The organism is Nitrospiraceae bacterium, assembly GCA_020632595.1.
Lineage (GTDB): Bacteria > Nitrospirota > Nitrospiria > Nitrospirales > UBA8639 > Nitrospira_E.
Window position 1 is genome coordinate 132,421 of the sequence record JACKFF010000006.1, and the last position, 22,094, is coordinate 154,514.

At 51.4% G+C, this 22,094-nt stretch carries 19 protein-coding genes; 16 read left to right on the plus strand and 3 right to left on the minus strand.

The annotated features are described in order from the left end of the window. Window positions 1-102: 102 nt before the first annotated feature. From H6750_12640 to lon, 3 genes are read right to left on the minus strand one after another with little or no spacing between them, the layout of a single operon-like run. Complete coding sequence (locus tag H6750_12640) at window positions 103-552, minus strand: DUF2062 domain-containing protein (GenBank protein ID MCB9775152.1); 450 nt, start codon at window positions 550-552, stop codon at window positions 103-105. A 21-nt stretch (window positions 553-573) separates the two neighbouring features. Continuing rightward, window positions 574-1,617 carry a thiamine-phosphate kinase gene (gene thiL / locus H6750_12645; protein MCB9775153.1) on the minus strand — a complete coding sequence of 348 codons (1,044 nt, stop codon included), beginning with the start codon at window positions 1,615-1,617 and terminating at the stop codon, window positions 574-576. Between the two features lie 9 nt (window positions 1,618-1,626). Next, window positions 1,627-4,101 carry an endopeptidase La gene (gene lon, locus H6750_12650; GenBank protein MCB9775154.1) on the minus strand — a complete coding sequence of 825 codons (2,475 nt, stop codon included), beginning with the start codon at window positions 4,099-4,101 and terminating at the stop codon, window positions 1,627-1,629. A gap of 605 nt (window positions 4,102-4,706) precedes the next feature. Between lon and bamA the strand changes: the two genes are divergently transcribed. From bamA to H6750_12730, 16 genes are all read left to right on the plus strand, one after another. Then, complete coding sequence (gene bamA, locus H6750_12655) at window positions 4,707-7,001, plus strand: outer membrane protein assembly factor BamA (protein ID MCB9775155.1); 2,295 nt, start codon at window positions 4,707-4,709, stop codon at window positions 6,999-7,001. A 53-nt stretch (window positions 7,002-7,054) separates the two neighbouring features. After that, on the plus strand, window positions 7,055-7,627 hold the full coding sequence (locus H6750_12660; GenBank protein ID MCB9775156.1) for an OmpH family outer membrane protein: 573 nt from the start codon (window positions 7,055-7,057) through the stop codon (window positions 7,625-7,627). 41 nt (window positions 7,628-7,668) lie between these two features. Then, a complete protein-coding gene (gene fabZ, locus H6750_12665) occupies window positions 7,669-8,124 on the plus strand; it encodes a 3-hydroxyacyl-ACP dehydratase FabZ (GenBank protein MCB9775157.1) in 456 nt (151 codons plus the stop codon). A gap of 72 nt (window positions 8,125-8,196) precedes the next feature. Next, on the plus strand, window positions 8,197-9,006 hold the full coding sequence (gene lpxA / locus H6750_12670; protein ID MCB9775158.1) for an acyl-ACP--UDP-N-acetylglucosamine O-acyltransferase: 810 nt from the start codon (window positions 8,197-8,199) through the stop codon (window positions 9,004-9,006). 27 nt (window positions 9,007-9,033) lie between these two features. Further along, the gene (gene lpxI / locus H6750_12675; protein ID MCB9775159.1) at window positions 9,034-9,903 is read left to right on the plus strand and encodes a UDP-2,3-diacylglucosamine diphosphatase LpxI; all 870 of its coding nucleotides are present in this window, start codon (window positions 9,034-9,036) and stop codon (window positions 9,901-9,903) included. An 18-nt stretch (window positions 9,904-9,921) separates the two neighbouring features. Further along, entirely contained in the window at window positions 9,922-10,947 is a 1,026-nt protein-coding gene (locus H6750_12680) for a Gfo/Idh/MocA family oxidoreductase (GenBank protein MCB9775160.1), read from the plus strand. Window positions 10,948-10,995: 48 nt separating this feature from the next. Further along, window positions 10,996-12,126: a lipid-A-disaccharide synthase gene (gene lpxB / locus H6750_12685; GenBank protein MCB9775161.1), complete on the plus strand. Its 1,131-nt coding sequence runs from the start codon at window positions 10,996-10,998 to the stop codon at window positions 12,124-12,126. Further along, window positions 12,123-13,877, plus strand: a complete 1,755-nt coding sequence (gene msbA / locus H6750_12690; GenBank protein MCB9775162.1) for a lipid A export permease/ATP-binding protein MsbA — start codon at window positions 12,123-12,125, stop codon at window positions 13,875-13,877. The genes lpxB and msbA overlap by 4 nt, the downstream gene beginning before the upstream one ends. A gap of 19 nt (window positions 13,878-13,896) precedes the next feature. Further along, window positions 13,897-14,445 (plus strand): lysophospholipid acyltransferase family protein, encoded by a 549-nt coding sequence (locus H6750_12695; GenBank protein ID MCB9775163.1) that lies wholly within the window; start codon window positions 13,897-13,899, stop codon window positions 14,443-14,445. Between the two features lie 183 nt (window positions 14,446-14,628). Further along, window positions 14,629-15,990, plus strand: coding sequence for a 3-deoxy-D-manno-octulosonic acid transferase (locus H6750_12700; GenBank protein ID MCB9775164.1), 1,362 nt, complete (start codon window positions 14,629-14,631; stop codon window positions 15,988-15,990). A 55-nt stretch (window positions 15,991-16,045) separates the two neighbouring features. Continuing rightward, the gene (lpxK, locus tag H6750_12705; protein ID MCB9775165.1) at window positions 16,046-17,146 is read left to right on the plus strand and encodes a tetraacyldisaccharide 4'-kinase; all 1,101 of its coding nucleotides are present in this window, start codon (window positions 16,046-16,048) and stop codon (window positions 17,144-17,146) included. Window positions 17,147-17,213: 67 nt separating this feature from the next. Further along, entirely contained in the window at window positions 17,214-18,302 is a 1,089-nt protein-coding gene (gene waaF / locus H6750_12710; GenBank protein MCB9775166.1) for a lipopolysaccharide heptosyltransferase II, read from the plus strand. Beyond that, complete coding sequence (locus tag H6750_12715; protein ID MCB9775167.1) at window positions 18,299-18,901, plus strand: HAD family hydrolase; 603 nt, start codon at window positions 18,299-18,301, stop codon at window positions 18,899-18,901. Before waaF ends, H6750_12715 begins: the two co-directional genes overlap by 4 nt. 75 nt (window positions 18,902-18,976) lie before the next feature. Beyond that, a complete protein-coding gene (locus tag H6750_12720) occupies window positions 18,977-20,077 on the plus strand; it encodes a glycosyltransferase family 9 protein (protein ID MCB9775168.1) in 1,101 nt (366 codons plus the stop codon). A gap of 30 nt (window positions 20,078-20,107) precedes the next feature. Beyond that, entirely contained in the window at window positions 20,108-20,875 is a 768-nt protein-coding gene (locus tag H6750_12725; protein MCB9775169.1) for a glycosyltransferase family 2 protein, read from the plus strand. Between the two features lie 85 nt (window positions 20,876-20,960). Further along, on the plus strand, window positions 20,961-22,085 hold the full coding sequence (locus H6750_12730) for a glycosyltransferase family 4 protein (protein ID MCB9775170.1): 1,125 nt from the start codon (window positions 20,961-20,963) through the stop codon (window positions 22,083-22,085). Window positions 22,086-22,094 lie beyond the last annotated feature (9 nt).

The following is a 22,094-nucleotide window of genomic DNA, read 5'->3' on the forward strand; positions in this document are numbered from 1 at the left end:
CCCAAGGTTTCGCCCGTCGGGGTGTGCTGAATTGTCAGAAAATGCATGGCATAAAAAGTATTCACGGTTAGGATTTGCTGGTGCGCCATCTTTGTTTTTTTGCTAGGAATTCTTGGCCCTGCGGTATCGTGTGATGGCCCATCGCATGACGGGGTAGGCGATCAAGGATCCGGCAAACGCCAGGGTACAGGCCCCAACGAGAAAAGGAATGAGGTAGGAGGAAAGCATGTCAAATATATTGTCCACCCTCATCTGACCCCACTCAATTGTGACTGATGAGGATGCGCCCATCAATAGCATTCCGGTATAGAGACTGGCGGCCAAAATTGGAATAAGTGTCCAGGGATTGTTGATCAGGGACCCCAGAAAGAGTGCTAAAAAATTCAGCCGGAAGGCCCAGGCACAAAATACTACGCTGGCGGTGTGGAACAAATAATGCGGTGCAAAGGCGATAAACACACCTAGAGCAAATGCCAAAGCTGTGCGGTGAGGAGTTTCCCGAAGATGTAAGACATGTGTCAATTGTTGGCGGACAGCCTCAAGAGTTACCATGGACAGCTTCCTGGCATTCTCTTACTCCTGAAAATGGACATAACTGTGCGATACCAATTTTTGAGTTCTGCCGTCTTGATGCGCTATTTGCACTCCTAAACGACGAGGGGTAATGACACCAATGGCAGTGACAGGAATCCGGAGTTGTTTGACGGCCAATTCCATGCGGTGTTGTTTCTGGGGAGACACGGTAAATAGTAATTCATATTCTTCTCCTCCGTGGAGAGCCCAGGATAGAGGATCTACCCTCATCTTTGAAGCATAGGCGATGAGATGAGGTGACATGGGAAGGCTGGCTTCCTGAATGAGGGCACCCACTCGGCTTTGTTGGCATAAATGTTCGATATCTCCTGAGAGGCCATCAGATAGGTCTAAGGCCGCCGAAGCCAAACGGCGCGAAGACAGCAACCGTCCTAAGGCAATACGAGGGGTGGGCTGGAGATGGCGCTTAACTAAAAACTTCATGGGTTGGCGCAATTTTGAAATCTTTCCGCGCGAAGGGTGATGGGTCAGATAGTCCAATCCTGCAGCTGAGTTACCTAAGGACCCACTGACATAGATGATATCTCCCTTCTGAGCCCCACTCCGTGTTAACGCCTGGCCGGGTTTAACCTGTCCGAGTATGGTGATTGCCAGAAACAATGAGGAACGTGATGCTGAAGTATCCCCACCCACAAGTTGAACCCCATGGGCTTTGCAAGGAACGGAAAGCCCACGATATAGGTCCTTCCAGTCTCCATATCTCACATGAGAGGGAAGGGCTACAGCCACCAGGATATACGAGGGAATGGCTCCCATCGCGGCCATGTCGCTGAGATTGGCTACGGCGGCCTTGTAGCCAAGGTCAAAAAATGAAGAGGTATTTTTAGAGAAATGAATGTTTTCAATGAGGAGGTCGGTGGATATGACGAGGTGGGCTGATGAGGGGTGGGCCAGAACCGCCGCATCGTCTCCCATGCCAATGAGGGTACGTGGGCCGGGCAGGGAAAATCCACCATTCAGAGCGCGAATAAGTTGGAATTCCCCTATTGTTGAAACGAGCGCCTGGCGGCGGGAAGGGGACATGATAAAGAGTCAGCGTGTCTTGGTAATGGATTGTCGTAAAGGGCGACGGGTGACCGGGGATGCAACTTTTTTTCGACGGCCGGAAGAACTATGTCCATGAGTCATTGACGAGTTCAAGTCGTGACGATTTTTCCTGCGCAGGGCGACTTTGAGAACTTCGGACATATTCTCCACATAAATAAATTCAAGGCCCCGTAGGAGATGTTTGGGAATATCATCGAGGTCTTTCTGATTTCTTTTAGGGATCACAATGGTTTTGATATGAGCCCGTTTAGCGGCTAACACTTTTTCCTTTAAACCGCCAATGGCTAGTATTCTGCCGCGAAGCGTGACTTCTCCTGTCATTGCCAAGTCTCGTCTGACAGGTTGATTGCTGAGACAGGATGCAAGGGCCGTCGCCATTGTAATACCTGCGGACGGTCCGTCCTTGGGGATGGCCCCGGCCGGAACGTGAACGTGAATGTCCTGTTTAGTGAAAAGATCAGGATTAATTCCCAAAGACTTGGCCTGGGAGCGAATATAGGTAAGTGCGGCATGAGCAGATTCTTTCATGACGTCGCCGAGATGACCTGTTAAGGTCAAGAGGCCTTTTCCCTTGATGGCCGAAGCTTCGATGTATAAGACATCCCCCCCCGTTTCCGTCCATGCGAGTCCTGTTGAGACGCCGACTTCATCTTTTTCCTGTTCCTGATCCGGCACATACTTGGGAACGCCGAGGTAGTGATGGAGGTTTCGGGGCGTGACCTGATAACGTTTGATCTTTCCTTCGGCAATGCGTTTCGCCACTTTCCGCATGATATTGGCGAGTTCGCGTTCCAGATTGCGAACTCCGGCCTCCTTGGTATATTGAGAAATGATGCGCGCCAGACATGGATCGGTGAGGAGTAAGTGTTCCTCCGTGATTCCGTGTTCTTCTAACTGACGCGGGATCAGGTAGCGTTGAGCAATGCCAAGCTTTTCCTCTTCCGAATACCCTGGGATTTCAATGATCTCCATTCGATCCCGGAGTGCGGAAAGGATGGGATCCGTCAAATTTGCGGTCGTAATAAACATGACTTCACTGAGGTCGACGGGGACTCCGAGATAGTGATCGACGAACGCATGATTCTGTTCCGGATCAAGCACCTCCAGCAAGGCGGCCGAGGGATCTCCACGGAAATCGGTTCCAATCTTATCGACTTCATCTAACATGAACACGGGGTTATTGGTCCCTGCCTGTTTAATCCCCTGGACAATCCTTCCCGGCAATGCTCCAACATAGGTCCGGCGATGTCCTCGAATTTCGGCTTCGTCTCGTGTTCCACCTAAACTCATGCGAACGAATTCCCGTCCCATGGCACGGGCGATCGATTTACCCAAAGAAGTTTTGCCGACTCCGGGAGGACCCACAAAACACAAGATGGGACCTTTCATTTTAGCTTTAAGTTTGCGCACGGCGAGATATTCCAGAATTCGTTCCTTGACCCGTTCCAGATCGTAGTGATCCTCCTGCAGAACATGTTTTGCCTGGGGAATGTCGAGGGTATCCTCAGAATGACGGTTCCAAGGTAGTTCCACCATCCATTCCAAGTAGGTACGGATCGTCCCGGCCTCGGCCGTATCCTGGTGGGTTTTTTCCAAACGTTTCAGTTGTTTCTCCGCTTCTTTCAGGACCTTGTCCGGCATGCTGGCTTCTTGAATTTTTCGACGAAATTCGGCCACTTCTTCAGATCGGTCATCGAGTTCTCCCAACTCTTTCTGGATCGCTTTGAGTTGTTCGCGAAGGAAGTATTCTCGTTGCGTCTTATCCATTTCCCCCTTGGCTTCAGCTTGGATTTTCTGTTGCATGGACAACACGTCCTGCTCATTGCCCAGGATTTCATTCACTCGCCTGAGGCGAAGAAGAGGATCGTCAATTTCGAGAACTCCCTGAGTGGTCTCAATATTGAGCCCAAGATTGGAAGCGATAATGTCTGCCAGCCGTCCAGGGTCGTCAAGATTTTCAATGACGGTCAGCACATCCGGCATCAGCACTTTTCCTAAGCCGACAATTTTTTCCAAGGACTCTCGGGTAGAGCGAACGATGGCTTCTTTCTCCAAGGAAGGAAGCGCTTTAGGTGATTCGGTCAAAGTTTTGATGCGGACGGAGAAAAATGGATTGGTTTGGGTAAATTCTTGAACCCGGGCCTTTGTGAGGCCCTGGACGAGTATTTTGATACGGGCATCCGGAAGTTTCAGCATGCGCATGATGACGCCGACTGTGCCTATTTGATAGAGGTCTTGGGTCTCCGGCACTTCCACATCTTGATTTTTTTGAGTGGTTAAAAAGATTAAGCGGTTGGAGGAGAGGGCCGTTTCAATGGCCTTAATGGACATGTCACGCCCAACAAAGAGGGGAAGCACCATATAGGGAAAGACGACAATGTCCCGCACTGGCAGGAGGGGTAATTCCTCTGGGATCTGTTCAATAGACGGTGTGGGAATCTCCGGGTAGTCTTCAGTCATCAGTTTCATTTCTAACGATCAACCAATGGATTCATCAAAGATTTGGCCAAAATGGTGAACAGTGTTTCTCTAAATCTCTTCATCGGTAAGGGGACGTTACCAGACAGAGCAGGGATATCTTCGGACCCATGGTGAACAGTACGATGGTCCCGGCTGGTACCACTGATGCCGAAGATTGTCTGGGGTTAGGAATGGGTCTCTGAATGAAAGTCCATTAATCGTTGTTTAAGCAAACCGACATGATTTTTATTGATTTTGATACTAGGAGAAGGTGAAAAATGTTGTCAAGGTTTATGCTTGCTCCCTTCTTCGGATGTCTCTGAAAATAGCGCATGCGTAAGATGTTGCCTTTACAAGGAATCCTATCATGAATATAATCGGGCACCTTGATCCCAACATGATGATTGTCTCCTCATTTCTCAGGCTTCCCCCCATTATCACCAGCATCTCTAAGGTTTAACCGTTGGGGACCAAATTGAAGGGGCAATTCTGCTGTCCCGCTGACTGTACAAACTTTCTGTGATACACCCTTCTTGTTTCTTCCATCGTTTTAGAGATGCCCCATGGATCTAGTGTTGCCTGGGTCGCTGGGTCTTGGGCAAAAGATGAAGCGTTTCGGAATTTCTCCCTTTCCATCAGGCAGCCTGTTTCTCCTTGTCGGCCTTCTTGTATTAGGAACCCTTTCGTTTGACAGGCCGGTGTGGGCCCAATCTTCCCAATCCCACATTGAGGCCATTGAAATTGAAGGAAACCAGCATATCGAAGACCTGGCCATTTTAGGGAAATTATCCATTAAACCAGGAGATTCATTTACCCAAGAGTCCATTCGGGAACAAATTCAGCTCATATATGGGATGGGGTTTTTTGAAGAAGTTGAAGTCTCAACCGAAGTCAGGGCCAATGGAGTCCTCGTGGTTTTTCGTGTGAAGGAAAAGCCGTTTACGATCGAAGTAGTGTTTGATGGAAATGACGAGTTGTCAGACGACAAGCTAAACGAAAAAAATACCATTAAAAACCAGGTCTTTTTGGATAAAGAACAGGTAAAGGTTTCAGTAGAAAATTTTCGATCGTTATATCACGACAAGGGCTTTTATCATGCGCAAATTATTCCTATCACGGATATGGTCGAGAACAATCAAGTACGATTGACTTTTTATATCGAAGAGGGGAGCCAGGCCCATATTCGCACGATCGTGTTTGAGGGCCGTAATGTCGTTCAGAAGAAGGAATTGATCTCCTTTATGGCCAATCGGGAGTATTCCTGGCCCTGGTCAATTTTTTCGGATGCCGGCATTCTCCATCGGGATGAGCTTCCGAATGATGTCGAACGGATTAAGGAGGTGTATCTCAATAAAGGCTATCTAGATGTCCAGGTCGGGATGCCTCGAATGGATTTGGATGAGAAGAAGGAATGGTTTACCCTGGTATTCCCGATTGTCGAGGGAGAGCCGTATGTGGTGAGCCAAATCGAGTATACCGGAAACACACTCTTTTCTGATGCTGAATTGCGGGAAGGACTGATCATTGAACCTGGAGAAGTGTTTCAGCGTGCAAAAATCCGGGATGAGATTACCCGGTTGACGGATTTATATGGCAGTCGTGGTTATGCGTTTGCCGAGGCCAATCCTTCGGTAGAGCCTGATCCGCCCTCGCGGAGCACTCGTATTGGCTTTTCCATTGAGGAAGGAGAAATGGTCAGGATTCGAGATATCCGGATTACCGGGAATAATAAGACGCGAGACAATGTGATTCGGCGTGAATTAAGGGTGGATGAACGGGATATGATCGATTCCCCGGCCATAAAACGAAGTTTCGAACGTCTTAATAACTTGAATTTTTTTGAAACCGTGGAGATTCTTCCCAAACAAATTGCTCCGGGTGAGGTCGATTTAGATGTCAAAGTCAAGGAAAAACCGACTGGCTCCTTCAGCATTGGCGGGGGGTTCAGTACGTTGGACCAATTTACGTTAATTGCAGACATTACCGAAGGAAATTTATTCGGTCGAGGATATTTGGCCAGGATTCGCGGTCAGGTAGGAGGACGGCGTACTCTGGGAACTATTACCTTTCGAAATCCGGCTATTTTTGATACCTTAACCTCCGGCCAGGCAGATTTGTTCAGCTCGCGAACCAATTATCTGACCTATCTTGAAAAAAAGCAGGGTGCGAACTTGACGTTTGGTCGGGGTTTTTCTGAATTCCTGACCGGAACCTTTACCCTTGTAGCTGAAAAAATCAGAATTACTGATGTGGATTCCAATGCCAACACTCTCATTCAAAATCAGGAAGGCACCCAATCTACGACCGGGTTCCGTGCCTCCTTATTCAGGGATTCGCGTGATTATTATTTAGACCCCCGGCGTGGAACCCGAGTCGGTGTCATCACGAGTTTTGGAACGGATGCCCTTGGGGGGACAAATAATTTTTATAGTGTGTCGTTGGATGCCCTGAAATTTACCCCCTTGCCGTTTTGGGATTTTCGGCATTCCATTCGTGGACGGTTCGGATACGGAGACGGATTTAATGGGTCGGAATTTCCCATTCCGGAGTTCTTTTACGTGGGAGGCATTAACACTGTGCGGGGATTTAAATATGGTCGTGCCGGTCCCGTGACCTCTAGTAACGATCCTGAAGGGGGCAACAAACAAATCATTATTAATAATGATTTAATTTTTCCACTGTTACCAGATGCCAAGTTGAACGGCGTCCTTTTTTTCGACTATGGAAAGGGGTTTTCCCAGGATAAAAATTTAAGTCTTGATCTTCGAATGGCTGCAGGCATGGAAGTGAGGTGGATTTCCCCCTTTGGGCCTCTTCGGGCGGCGTATGGCCGTCCTATAGACGGACCAAAGGATGATAGAAAGTGGGTATTTGAGTTTTCCGTGGGGTCGGTTTTTTAGATGGGAATTGCAAGAAGACCCCCGTGATGGCGATGGGGAGGCGAGAACATATAATGAGGAAGACAGGAGTTGGGGGTATTGGCGCGTGGATGACTTTGGGAAGTCTGGTCCTGAGTTTTGCCTGGGGCTGCACGGCTATAGGGCCAAACCATCCATCGGATCTTCCGGTCGGTGTCGTTGATCCTCAGCGGATATTGGCTGAAACGGTCAAGGGAAAACGGCTGTCGGATGTGCTGAATGCTTTCATGAAGGATCGGCAGACACTTGTGGAACTGGAGCAAAAGGAATTACGTAAGTTGGAAAGTGAATTGATGGCCCAAAGTACGGTGTTGAGTCAGGAGGCCAGAGACCGGAAGGAAGAACAGTTCAGGGAAAAAATGGCCGGGTATCAACAAAAAGTAGCCGATTTAAACAGAGAAGTTCAAGAAAAACAACGAGAATTGCAAAACGAGTTTCGTCTCCACGTGCAAAAGGTGGTAGCGGAAGTTGCCGGTCAACGTGGCCTGGGCCTGGTCTTAGAATTCGGAGTGAATTCAGGCACGTTGTTTTATCAAGCCGGGCTGGATATTTCTACTGAGGTTATTCAGGCCCTGGATCGGGAGAGCGGGGAAATTCATACCCCCTAGTCCAAAGGGTGGCAGAGAAACATTGAGAGAAAGGGGTCAGTATGGCTGAAAGCGAGTTAGATATTCTCCAGATTCAGGCATTACTTCCGCACAGGTATCCCTTCTTATTAGTGGATCGGATTCTTGAATGCCATGATGCGACGCGGATTGTGGGCATTAAAAATGTCACGACCAATGAACCGTTTTTTCAAGGGCATTTTCCAGGGTACCCTATTATGCCTGGTGTGTTACTTCTAGAGGTCATGGCACAAGTGGGGGGAGTATTGGCCAGAAAAACGGCGTTAGGAACGGGGCGCCCGACCGTTTTTCTCACCGGAATTGAAAAAGCCAAGTTTCGTCGACCGGTCGTTCCCGGCGATCAATTGCGGGTTGAGGTCGAGGTGATCCGGAGAAAAGATCCATTTTGGAAGATGGCCGGGAAGATCCTGGTCGAATCCTCTTTAGTCTGCGAAGCCGAAATGACCGCCATGGTCAAAGTCGAAGGAAGTGAAGCCTAGCTGCAGGTAACAGGGGTGTTGCGCGAAGTCTGGTTTTGAATTCATATTCAACGCAAAAAAAGTGAGAATTTGATGAATATTCATCCCACAGCAATTGTCCATCCCAAAGCTACGATAGGTGAAGATGTCATAATCGGGCCCTATTGCGTCGTGGGTGAGCATGTCACGATTGGAGATCAAACCGAATTAGTCGCTCATGTATGTATTGAGGGGCATACGGACATCGGCCGGCGTTGCCGGTTTTTTCCGTTTGTGTCAATTGGTACCCCTCCGCAACATTTGCAATATAAAGATGAGCCCACCAGAGTCTGTATCGGGGATCATAATATTATTCGTGAGAATGTAACGATTAATCGAGGGACAGCTTTTGGTAGCGGAGTGACCAGAATCGGGCACCATAATTTTTTTATGGCCTATACACATGTGGCTCATGATTGTGAACTGGGTAATTATATTGTGATGGCTAATGCGGCAAACTTAGCCGGCCATGTCTCAGTGGGAAATTCTGTCGTGATCGGAGGCTTGGTCGGGGTCCACCAATATGTACGGATTGGTGAATATGCGATGGTGGGAGGGTGTTCCGCCCTAGGTCGGGATGTCCCGCCGTTTGTTCGTGCGGCAGGAGGCTATCGTGCACAAATGTTTGGGCTGAATACGATCGCCTTGCGACGCCATGGGTTTTCCGGAGCACGCATGAATACCTTGAAGGCTGCATTTGAACTCTTATTCCGACAGGGACATCGTCTGCAAGAAGCCATTAAGCTGGCTCGTAACGAGTACGGTGAAAGCACAGACGTTATGACGTTACTCACCTTTTTGGAAAGTACCAGTCGTGGGATCTGCCAAGTGTCTTCTCGGGAGTTGGATGATGAAGAGGAGTAAGGCTGCGGTTGATGCGGCGCGCAGGGTATGATTTCTCCTGAACAAGATGAGCGGATCGGGCTGATTGCGGGTAACGGTCGTTTTCCGATTATTTTTGCGGATAATGTCCGCCGGTTAGGGTTTTCGGTTTCCGCCATCGCGCACGTGGGTGAAACTCTTCCGGAACTTGAATCCCATGTTGATCGCATTCATTGGCTCAAGGTCGGGCAGTTTAGTAAGGCCTTGGCGGCATTAAAGGGTGATGGTATCCGCCAGGCTGTCATGTTGGGTGGCATCCACAAAACGCATGTCTTTACGGCACTTCGGCCGGACCTCAGAGCCTTGGCGATTTTTAGCCGTTTGAAACACTGGAAGGACGATGCGATCCTCAGAGCAGTGGCTGGAGAATTGGAGCGGGAAGGGATTCAGATTCGAGAGTCCACGTTTGGCCTTGAAGGTATTCTGGCGAAAGAGGGCAATCTCGCCTACAGGAAACCAACGAGCAAAGAGTGGGACGATATTCAATTTGGTTGGGATACCCTGGAAACCCTGGGAAAGTTAGATATCGGGCAATGTGTCGTGGTGAAAAATCGGGTGATTGTCGCCGTTGAAGCCGTTGAGGGAACGGATGGGACCATTACTCGTGGGGGGACGCTTGGTGGCAAGGGAACGGTGGTGGTCAAACGCACGAAACCGCACCAGGATCTTCGGTTTGATTTGCCGGCTGTTGGTCCCCAAACCATTCAATCCATGGTCGCGGTTAAGGCTTCAGTTCTCGCGATTGAAGCCGGGCGCACCGTTGTTCTTGATCGTGAAGAAATGTGTGCGAACGCCAGATCAGCAGGAATCGCGATCGTTGGAATCGCTCCAACAGGCCTTCTCCAGCATGCCGCGTCTTCTGATGCTCCACCACAATAAGGGGACGGGTTCCCCATCGTGGTGCTTTGTGTGGTGTCACTGGAACCGCTGTCTCCGTTCTCCCATTCAACGACGACCGATCCCTACATGACGCAATCCTTACGAGTTGGGGTGATTGGTGTTGGTCATTTGGGCCGACATCATGCTCGCATTTATAAAACCCTGCCTTCCGTGATCCTAGTGGGGGTCTCTGATACCGATCCCTCACGGGGGCATCTGGTGGCGGATGAATGTGGAGTATCATATTTCCAGGATTTGGATGAACTGCTGTCATTGGTCGATGCGGTGAGTGTGGCGGTCCCGACCTCGGCGCATGGGGTTGTGGTCACGACCTGTTTGCAGCGCGGGTGCCATGTTCTCGTTGAAAAGCCAATTGCCAGCCATGTATGGGAAGGTGAGCAGTTAGTCGAACTGGCGAAAGTCGGGGGAACCATACTGCAGGTTGGCCATATTGAACGGTTCAATCCGATCGTAGAGGTGATGCGCCCTCTCGTGAATCAGCCTGGCTTTATTGAATGTCACCGTCTAAGTCCTTTTCAGCCTCGAGGGACTGATGTCGATGTGGTCCGGGATCTTATGATTCATGATTTGGATCTGTTGTTATCCCTAGGTCTGGGCCCTATCCTGCAGGTGGAAGCGAGAGGGATGCCGGTTTTTACCGATCTGCCCGATATTGCCAATGTGCGAATTCTCTTTGAAAGCGGGTGTTTGGCGAATTTGACTGCAAGCCGCATCTCGACGGGACGCCTGCGAAAGATCAGAGTCTATCAACGGGATCGCTATCTCTCGGTTGATTTTGGTGGAAAAGAGGCTGTGATGAACACCAGGAGAAGCTTGGAAGGTGGAACCTTTGAAGTGGAATCACAACATATCAAGGGTGATGAAGGGGATGCCCTGACTCGTGAATTGGGCTGCTTCATTCAATCCATTCTGGGGAATCCGTCCGCCCGAGGTGTCTCAGGAGACGAAGGGGTGGAAGCCCTGCGAGTCGCAAGCCAAGTGGTCTCGCTCATTCAACAACATGCCGGGCACTCGCCACGGTAATCCGCATCAGGGCGGGCTATTTGCCATGAGCGGTCTGTTAGAGTCCCGATGCCAAAAATTTTCTTAGTGACCGGTGAAACATCTGGCGATATTCATGGAGCGCATTTAGCCCTGGCGCTTCGGGAACTGAATCCCGCTGTGGAATTAATCGGTGTGGGTGGCAGTCGGATGTTGGCAGCCGGGGTCACACTTCTTCCGCATGTCAAACGGGTCGATGCTATGGGCGTTCCCGGGATCCGGCAGCTCATACAGGGATGGAAGACCCTACGAACGCTAACCGCTTACCTCCAACATGAACGCTTTGATGCCATCATTCTCATCGACAGTCCGGGATTGAATCTTCGACTGGCCAAGGCTCTCGCAGACCGGTCACGCAAAATGATCTATTACATTGCCCCTCAGGTGTGGGCGTGGGGAAGCCGTCGTTTAACACTCATTCGAAGAGTGATCAGTCATGTATTAGCGATTCTTCCATTCGAAGAGGCCTATTTCCAAAAAGCCGGCATTTCCTGCACCTATGTTGGCCATCCATTATTGGATGAACTAAAGCCTGCCTACGATATTGTGCGTGAGCGTCAGGAATTAGGATTAAAGAGAGAGGACCTGGTGATCGGTCTGCTGCCCGGGAGTCGTGTCCGGGAAGTCCGGGAGGTGTTGCCGGCCTTCTTGAGTTCCGTTGAACAGATACGGACCCAACACCCTCAAATTCAGGTCATTCTTGCCCAGGCGCCTTCCCTCTCCGATTCGATGGTGAACGAGCTTCTTGGGCAGGTTAAGCAACAGGTCAAGGTGGTCAAAGGTCTGTCCAATGAGGTGATGGCGGCCTCAAATCTTTTACTGGTGACCTCTGGAACAGCGACGTTGCAAGCGGCACTGATTGGAACGCCGATGGTCGTGGTCTATCGAACATCCCCCTTGACCTATCATATTGCCAAACGTCTGGTTAAAATTCCCTATATTAGTCTAGTGAATATTTTAGCCGGTCAAGAAATTGTCCCGGAGCTGATTCAGGACCGTATGACCCCGGACCGTATTGCCCACGAGGCCTTGGATATCTTGCAAGACGTTCGCCGCCAACACGATATGATCCAGGCTTTCCAGTCCATCCGGACTGCTCTGGGGGGGGCGGGAGCGTCGAAACGGGCTGCAGAATTTATTCTCGCCGAGGCGACCGTATGAAGACCTTCTGGCGAATCGTGTCATATCTGAAGGGGTACCGCCTGCGGTTGCTTGGCGCGTTTGTCTGTTCTGCCGGAGTGGCAGGATTATCAGCGGTCTATGCGTGGCTTGTCCAACCGGTTCTGGATGGAATTTTTATTGAACGCAATCAAGAGATGTTGCTCATTCTTCCATTGGCTGTTCTGGGTGTTGCGATTCTAAAAGCCTCCTTTGCCTATGGACAGGGGTATCTCATGAGTTATGTGGGCCATTGGCTGGTGTCCGATATTCGCCAACAATTGTTTATTCATATCGTGCGCCTGCCTATTCGTTTTCACGATGCGAATACGTCAGGACGGTTGATGGCCAGGGTAATTAGCGATGTCAACGAAATGGCGAATGCCATTCCCAGTGTGTTGAAGGATATCTTTCAACAGGGGCTGACGTTTGTGGCAATGCTGTCCGTGGTCTTTTATCAAAATTGGAAACTCGCGACAATTGTGCTGGTTGTATTACCCTTCTCCTCATTGGTGTTGGTCCGGGTCGGCCGACGGATTCGTAAGCTTTCCAAGCGTGGCCAGGAATCCATTGGGAAAATGGCTTCCGTCTTAAAAGAAGCCTTTTCTGGTATCAAGATCGTGAAGGCTTACGGTCAGGAAGAAAAGGAGGCCGACCGATTCTCGCTGACCAATCAAGCCTTTCGGACCGCAAAAGTGAAGTCATCTCAAACCTCAGCCATGGCCTCTCCGCTTCTTGAAGTCATTGGCGTCTGCGGTGTGGCCTTTATTATCTGGTATGGGGGAGGATTAGTCATTGCCGGAGAGATGAAGCCGGGAGAGTTCTTTTCCTTTCTGGCTGCTATGTTCATGGCGTATGCCCCCCTCCGGAAAATGTCCGGAGCCAATGAGTCCGTTCAGCGCGCGCTTGCGGGCGCTCAGCGAGTGTTTCAGGTCCTTGACCTGGAAAGTGAATTAGCGAAAGACGAAGGTAAGAAAATTCTGCCACCCATGGCGAAAAATTTGGAATTTTCCGGTGTCAACTTCAGGTATGAGGGCTCTGACGAGGTGGCCTTGCACGAGATCAATCTCACGATCAATGTGGGGGAGGTGGTGGCCTTTGTCGGAGCCAGTGGTAGTGGAAAAACCACGCTCGTGAGTTTGGTCCCACGGTTCTACCGTCCGACGGAAGGAGCCGTGAAAATTGATGGTGAAGATATTCGCCTGGTTGATCGATCGTCTCTGAGACGGCAGATTGGCATCGTGTCTCAAGAAACCGTGTTATTTGATGATACGATCAGAAATAATATCGCCTATGGCCGTCTGGATGCGAGTGAGGAGGCGGTCATTGAGGCAGCTCGCGCCGCCTTTGCATGGGAATTTATTGAGCGGCTCCCTCAGGGCCTGGATACGCTGGTTGGTGAGAATGGACTACGATTATCAGGTGGACAGCGTCAACGACTCGCGATTGCCAGGGCAATTTTGCGGGATCCCCCGATTCTGATTCTGGATGAGGCGACGTCCGCTCTGGATTCGGAATCCGAAAAGCTGGTGCAGAAAGCTCTGGCAAATCTGGTAAAAGCCAGAACGACCTTGATCATTGCCCACCGATTGTCCACGGTACAACATGCCGATCGTATCGTGGTGATGAATCGTGGGAAAATTGAAGAAATCGGCACTCATGCCACCTTGCTTCAACAGGGTGGCCTCTATACCCGATTGTATCAAACGCAATTTTTACTGGCTCAACCCGAACCGTTACCGACGACCTCCTGAATTGAAGAGCGCCGTTCCTATGTTGAATTGGATCAAACTGTCCGTCGCTCCGCCATTGGCCGCACATCTGATTCGCCTTTTGGGGCATACGATGCGTCTATCCACCGTCGGTGGGGAAGCCGTGGATGAGTTGTATCGCCAAGGCCGACAGATCATTATTGCCTTTTGGCATGGCCGTCAGTTGATGATGCCCTTGGCCTACCGTGGGCGACAGGCCTCAATTTTGATTAGTCAGCATCGGGATGGGGAAATTATCGCGCGAATTATGGGATATTTTGGATTTCAGTCCATTCGCGGGTCGAGCACACGCGGGGGACTTCGAGCTACCAGGCAATTGTTGAAGGCCGGAAGGAATGGCGGGGATCTGGTTGTGACGCCCGATGGCCCGAAGGGACCAGCCTGCACGGTACAATCGGGAGTGATTTACCTGGCAAAGGCGACAGGATTGCCCATAATCCCTCTCACCTTTGCCTGCTCAAAAAAAAAGTCTTTACGAGTTGGGATCGTTTCCAGATTCCCTATCCCGGTGGGGTCGGGTTGTTTGTGTGGGGCCCACCCATCTGGGTAAGCCAGGATCTTTCCAACGAGCAGCTATCCGGTCCAGGGTTGGAGCTGGAAAATTCCTTGAACCGGCTCACGGCTCAAGCGGAATTGGCTGTTCAGGATTCCGACCCGGTTGAATCATTTCTTCGCCGAATGTCTTCCCAGAATCCGATCGATATAAATGAGACCCTCGACGGGTAACCGACTCATGTATTATGTGATGTACAATGTGCTGCTGGTATTGTCCTTTCCCATTATCATCGGACTCCTGCTGACAAAAAAACGCAGTCAACGCGGCCTTTGGTGCCGGCTTGGGGCGGTGCCTGTCGAATTGCGGAATCTGCAAAAACCGGTCATCTGGATCCATGCGGTTTCTCTGGGGGAGGTAGCGACGATTGTTCCGCTCCTCCAGGCGATGAAACAGCGGTATCCTCAGTGGCCGTTGGTCGTGTCCACGGTGACGGAGACCGGTCGGGAAGTCGTGATCAAGCGTTTGGCGGGTGTGGCTGTCCATTGTTATGCTCCCGTTGATTTTTGGTGGGCGGTTAACCGGTATATCCGCATACTTCAGCCCCGCCTCTTTATCTTGGTCGAATCAGAATTCTGGCCCAATCTGCTGAAAAATCTTCAACGGCATCGGGTACCGGTCTGTCTTGTCAACGGGAGAATTTCTTCACGATCCTTTGCCAGATATCGCTGGGCTAGAGGCATAATGAAGCAGGTGTTGAGTTGTCTTGATCTGGCCTTGATGCAATCCGAACGCGATGCTGAGCGCATCGGCCGGTTAGGGGCCGAGCTAACTGCTATTCATGTCACCGGGAATATGAAGTTTGATCAAGGGCTTGAGCAAGGACAGGCTGCCGATGCCCATGTTTCTTTCAGGGCCCTCTTTGCGTGCCAGGGTGCTGAGGTACTCATTGTGGCTGGGAGTACGCACCCGCAGGAAGAAGAGTATATATTGGACGCGTACCGGATGGTGATTGCCCAACACCCTCAGGCGGTACTGGTGATGGCTCCACGGCATATCGAGCGTGCGGCTGCCCTTGAACAGGTTATACAACAGCATGGATTCGCGTGTGTCCGTCGCAGCCGGTTGGGGCAAAATGCCGGAGATCAGACTTTTCAGAAGGGGCCCCGCGTCATCGTATTAGACACCAGGGGGGAGTTGGCCTTTGTCTACCGGGAGGCCTGGGTCACATTTGTGGGGGGGACTCTGGTTCCGGTTGGAGGACATAATTTGTTGGAACCTGCACAATGGGGTCGCCCCGTTCTATTTGGCCCCCATGTTGATCATTGCCGGGACATTGCCGGACGGCTTTTGGGAGCAGGAGGAGGCCTACAAATTCAGAATCAGGAGAATTTGGCTTTTCAGTTGATTCGTCTGATCGCGCATCCTTCAGCAGCCGAGGAGATGGGCCAACGGGCTTTGGAAATGGTCCGGACCCATCGGGGCGTCGTCACAAGGAATCTGCAATGGATTGATCAATTCTTGGACAAGGACCATTCGGCCTTTTTCTCTTTGTCGGCGAAAGGGTCTTCTGCACGTAAATCTCAAGAAGTGCTCCGATAAGCTTCCGTTAGAGCCCTGTATAAGGGGAGAATATGATCTCCGCCATGTGTCCTTCGTGAATACGACCTCTCCTTCGCTTGGTGTAAACCCGGAACGGCTCTGGCGTTGGTTGGACCGGCGTTGCCCATGGATTCTCCGGTGGTGTGCTGTTCCCTATGGCGCAGTCGGCCAGTTTCGGAGGGCGGCCTATCAATGTGGCTGGTTTCCTCGACATCGATTGCCCAAACCGGTGATCAGTGTGGGTAATATGACCGTGGGGGGAACCGGGAAGACTCCATTGGTGATGTGGTTGGCCGCCAGGCTTCATGAGCGGGGCAAGCGGGTGGCGATTTTAAGCCGTGGGTATGGAAGGCACTGTTCGGCAGTAAATAAGCTGGTCTCTGATGGGGTTTCGCTGAAGGGAGATTGGCGGTCGGTAGGGGATGAGGCCATATTAATGGCCGAAAAGTGCCCATGGGCAATTGTGGCTGTGGGGCCCAATCGTTATCGTCTGGGACAGTGGGTGTTAGAGCAGGCCTCATGCGATTGCTTTCTTCTTGATGATGGCTTCCAACATCTTTCTCTCTATCGCGATCTGGATGTGCTCTTATTTGATGCGACTGATGTTGAGGGCCTAAGCGGTGTCGTGCCAGCCGGCCGAATGCGTGAACCGCTGTCCGCAGCAAAATGGGCCTCGACGATCGTTTTCAGTCGAACGGAACAAGTTGTATCGGTCGCATCACTCCAGAATCGAATTGAACAGAGCGTGGGAACCTCCATTGTCCCCATACGTCTGGAAACCGAACCTGGAATGTTCACGCATATTGCGACAGGGAAATCCCAACAGGCCGTGAACTTTAAGAGGACAGCTTGTTTGCTTTTTAGCGGGATAGGCAATCCCGCCTCCTTTCGGAGGAGTGTGGCGTCCTGTGGGTTGACGGTGGGTGAGGAGGTTCGGTACCCCGACCATTTTGCCTATTCGGAAAAAGATGTTGAAGGCATTCGTTTGAAGATGCGACGTGTAGGGCTTGATCTCGCGATCACAACAGAGAAAGATGCTCTGAAAATTAGAGAGTATCTGAAACATGATGATCCTCTATGGGCGCTGGAGGTGCACGTCCGGATGACTCAAGGGGAACACCAGTTACGTAAACAGCTCCATGCCATTTGTCCATAGGACTCAGATATGGTTGATCAGATAGGGTCAAGCAGATCGGTTATGTGAGGGGGCCTGACGTTTTTCGATGAATATTCTCGTGCGCGTTCCCAACTGGATCGGCGATGCCGTGATGTGCCTACCGGCGCTCATGGATTTACGGAATCATCATCCGGATGCCAAAGTCACGGTGTTGGCCAGGCCGATCATCGGAGAATTGTTGGCAGGACATCCGGGCGTGGATGAGGTCATGATGTATTTCCATCAAGGGGAGCATCAGGGCCTTTTCGGGCTCTGGCGCCTCATTCAACTTGTGAAGAGAAAACAGTTTGATCGTGCGGTGTTATTTCAAAATGCCTTTGAAGCCGCCCTCATTGCCTGGGTGGCTGGTATCCCATCCCGCATCGGGTATGCGACGGACGGACGGCGTTGGCTTCTGTCCGAGCATGTGCCCAGTCCGGATCGGGCGAAGCTGCATCATACGGCGTATTATCGGGACATTGTGAAGGCCATCACTCACTCTCCAGGAAAACATCATAGCCCTCAACTATTTCTATCTCCTGAGGTGAAGCATGCATGTGCCAGACAATTTCCTGAGATATTTCTTCCATCAGATGGTCTGGTCATAGGGATTAATCCCGGTTCGGTGTATGGATCGGCCAAGCGATGGATACCGGAACGTTTCGCGGAGGTGGGTGATTGCCTGGTTGAGCGTCTAACAAAAGAATTTCCCGGGGCTCCGTTTGTCCGCTGTGTCCTGATTGGAGGCAAAGGGGAAGAAGAGCTTGCGCAGGACATTGCCAGACGGATGCGGTATGAGCCGATTGTCCTCTCAGGACAAACCACCATACAGGAATTGATGGGAGTGTTGACACGCTGCTCCATCTTGGTTACCAACGACACGGGACCCATGCATGTGGCCCAGGCTCTTGGGGTACCGGTCGCGGCGATTTTTGGTTCAACGGATCCCTCCACGACAGGTCCTTATGGGCAATTCAGTGGCGTGGTGACGGCATCGGTCCGTTGTGCACCGTGCTTATTGCGCGCCTGTCCGATTGATCATCGTTGCATGAGCCAGGTGTCCGTTGAGCAGGTTGTGGACGTCGCGTTGTCTCAACTCAGGCTGATGTCAGCAGGCTACCCGAACGAGGGGCAGATCAGAGGGCATGTTGGATGAAAAATGAGTCCGCCGCACGGGGTACGGCCGTGTTTTTGGATCGGGATGGCACCTTGAACCACGATACGGGGTATGTCACTTCTCCCGAACAATTGGTGTTGTTCCCCGGAGTCCCTGAAGCCATCGCCCGATTAAACCGCTTAGGGGCTATGGTGCTTCTAGTCACCAATCAATCGGCGATTGGTCGGGGGATGATGACCATCGAAGGGTTGGAGTCGATCCATGAGAGGCTGGCGGAGTTGATTCGTCCGTCTGGAGCCAGGATTGATGGTATTTTCTTCTGCCCTCATCATCCTCAGGACGGGTGTGGATGTCGAAAGCCCAAAGCGGGGTTAATTCATCAAGCTGCCGCGCGCTTTGCTCTCGATGTGTCGCAGTGCTATCTGGTCGGGGACAAACGCAGTGATTTAGAGGCGGCTCGCACCGCCTCGGTACCCGGTGTCCTGGTCATGACGAGTTCGTATAGTGCGGATGTGGTGAGCGCGAGAGACGCGGGACAGGTGCCGGTTGACTATGTCGCCGACACCTTTGTTCATGCCGTCGACTGGATAGAACAGCAGATCATGAACCGAAACAACCGGATCAGGCAAAACCGATGAAGCCGCTAATCCGTTCATACGCGATAGTGAGATAGCGTATGGTGTCGATGGACTAAAGGGTTCCCTCGGGTACGTATGGACATCACTCCTCAGCGCATCCTGGTCATCAAATTAAGTTCGCTGGGCGATATTGTTCATGCCCTTCCAGCCGTGGCTGGGTTGCGTCAGCGGTTTCCGCACGCCCGACTGACCTGGATGGTTAAAGAGATCTGGGCGCCGATTCTGGAAGGGAATCCCGATATTGATGACCTTTTGGCTGTGAATGTGTCTTGGCAGAATTGGCCGCATATCTTTCGGACACTCCGAAGAGGACAGTTTGATCTGGTTGTGGATTTTCAAGGGCTGTTCCGTTCAGGGATCTTTGGCGTGATGACCGGAGCCCAAACCCGTGTGGGGTTTGCGAGAGCCAGGGAAGGAGCGACCTGGTTTTATACTCACCGGGTGCCTCTCCCGGAGACGAAGCCTTCCCCCTGGCGTTTGTTGGAGATCCATGCCGTTGACCGGAATGTCGCGATCACCACATTTCTGGGCGGACGCTCATCTACTCCGGTGTTCCATCTGCCTCAATCCTCTACCGATCGTCTTGCCACTGAAACGATGCTTCAGGATGCACACGTTCAGGACCATGAACACCTGATTGCTTTAGCACCTTGGACACGGTCTGCCATGAAGTCCTGGCCGTTTAAACGGTTTGTGGATCTGGCCAGTGAATTGGTGCAGTGGCCCGATGTTCGTGTTGTGCTGTTGGGTGGAGCGTCAGAGATCCCTGCTGCCGGGGAATTTGATTGTCTCGTGCCACAGGGTCTGATCAATCTGGTCGGACGACTGTCTCTTCCCCAATTGCCCTCACTTTTGCGAAGAATGCATCTGCTTATTGGAAACGATTCGGCCCTCATTCACCTTGCAGCGGGAGTGGGAATTCCCGTGCTCGCGGTCTTTGGCCCCACGCATCCCAAAGCGACAGGTCCTTATCCCTTGGGCAACCATGTTATTCTGCGCAGGGAATTGCCCTGCAGTCCCTGTGGAGCACGAAGGTGCAGAAATCCCCACTATCTGGAATGCCTGGAATTGATCTCGCTCGAGGATCTTTTTCGTGAGGTCAAAGGCATCGTCGGAAGCTTCTCCCATCGAAGGAATGATCGCATGCCGGCAACCCCATCCTCGGCGAACCCGTAAATCTGTGAGAAGGTCGAAGGAAAAATCCGTATGATGGAACAACGCACGAGAGAAAAAGTTTCCGCTGTGGTGATTGCCTATAATGATGCACCGAATATGCGCAAATGTTTAGAGAGTCTTCATTGGGTGGATGAGCTGGTGGTGATCGATTCTCATAGTACGGATGGAACGACTGATATTTGCCGTGAATTTACCTCCAAGATTTTCCATTATCCCTTCCAGGGGTTTGGGGTGCTTCGAAATCACGCTCTGACCCATGCCGCGCATGATTGGGTGTTGAGCCTGGATACGGATGAACGGGTGACGCCAATGGTGCAGGAAGAAATCGAACGGTTGCTTCTGGCTGGGCCTTCGGCGCAGGCATATAAGATTCCCAGAAGAAATTTTTTCCTAGGGCGGTGGATCAAACATTGTGGATGGTATCCTGATTACCGGCAACCCCAGTTTTTTCATAAGGGACATATGCGATATCGCGAGGAGCTGGTTCATGAGGGCTATGAGCTGACGGGGAAACTTGGATATCTTCATGCCAGTCTGGAGCAGATTCCCTTTCGGGATATCGATCACTACTTTCGGAAAATGGATCGGTATTCCAGCTTGCGGGCGGAGGACATGCATCGTGAAGGCCGGACATTCCGCCCCCATCAGTTGGTGCTTCGTCCCTTATTTACTTTTCTGAAAATGTACGTGTTTCGGGGGGGGATGTTGGACCGCAAACCTGGACTGATTTTATCCATGTTGTATGCCTATTACACCTTTGTGAAATACGCCAAGTTGTGGGAAATGCAAAAACGTTGACTCTATGGACCTCATCTGCGATCCCGTTGATCCTCCAATGGCTAGGCCAAAGGTAAGCCCAACTCTCTCTCGTTATCAAGGACCCATGCGCATTCTTCACACGGAATCTTCATCAGGGATGGGAGGGCAGGAATACCGCATATTGGAGGAAGCGCAAGGCATGGAGAAGCGTGGCCATACGGTGGTCGTGGCTGCCCCGCATGGGAGTCGTTTGGCTGCCCTGGCGGAGCAGCGAGGGCTCCGGGTCCAAATAATCACTTCCGGCAAGCGAGGGTGGATCACGCTCGTCCCCTCTTATTTGCGAATTTTGAAACACTATGAGATTGATGTGGTCAATACGCACGGGTCACTAGATAGTTGGACTGCATCGATTGCCGGACGAATCTCATCTCGCCGCCCCATCATTGTCCGGACCCGCCACAAAAGCACGCCGGTCTCACGGACGTGGCGGCATCGACTCCTCTATGGAAAATTGCCCCATGTCATCACCACCACGGGTGAGGCAGTCAGGCAGGGATTGATGACACGGATCCGGCTGAGCCCCTCGCGGGTCATTTCGATACCCACGGGCGTTGATTTGGAGCGATTTCATCCCCAACCCCCGGATGCGTCTTTACGAAAGAGTTTGGGGCTTGCAAGCCAAGGGCCTCTGGTTGGAGCTGTCACCTTTCTGCGCCCGGAAAAGGGCATGGCGGTCTTAATCGAGGCGGTCCGATGGCTCAGGGAACGCTTTTCCACCGTCGAGTGCGTTATCATTGGAGAAGGCGGACAACAAGCGGCACTGGTGGATCGGATTCGAGAGCTTGGCTTGGAGCACTGTGTGCATCTTATCGGGTTTCGGCAGGATGTGCCGGCTTTGCTGGCGATCCTTGATGTGGTCGTTATTCCTTCTTTTGAAGAAGGTATTCCTCAATCTCTCACTCAAGCCTTAGCCATGGAACGTCCTGTGGTCGCTTCTGCGGTCGGAGGAGTGCCCGAGGTGGTGCAGGATGGCTTGAGCGGACTGTTGGTCCCTCCACGAAACCCCGAGATCTTAGCCGAAAAAATTGCCTGTCTTCTGTCTGATCCCATTGCCGCGAGCCGAATGGGGAAGATCGGGCGAGAGGTCATCCACGAACGATTTTCCATGGAACACATGCTGACTCAAACGGAGTTGGTGTATCGGCAATTGATGCAAACACACTCTCCTTTTGTCGTAAAGAGGTCTTGAGCGGGTGTG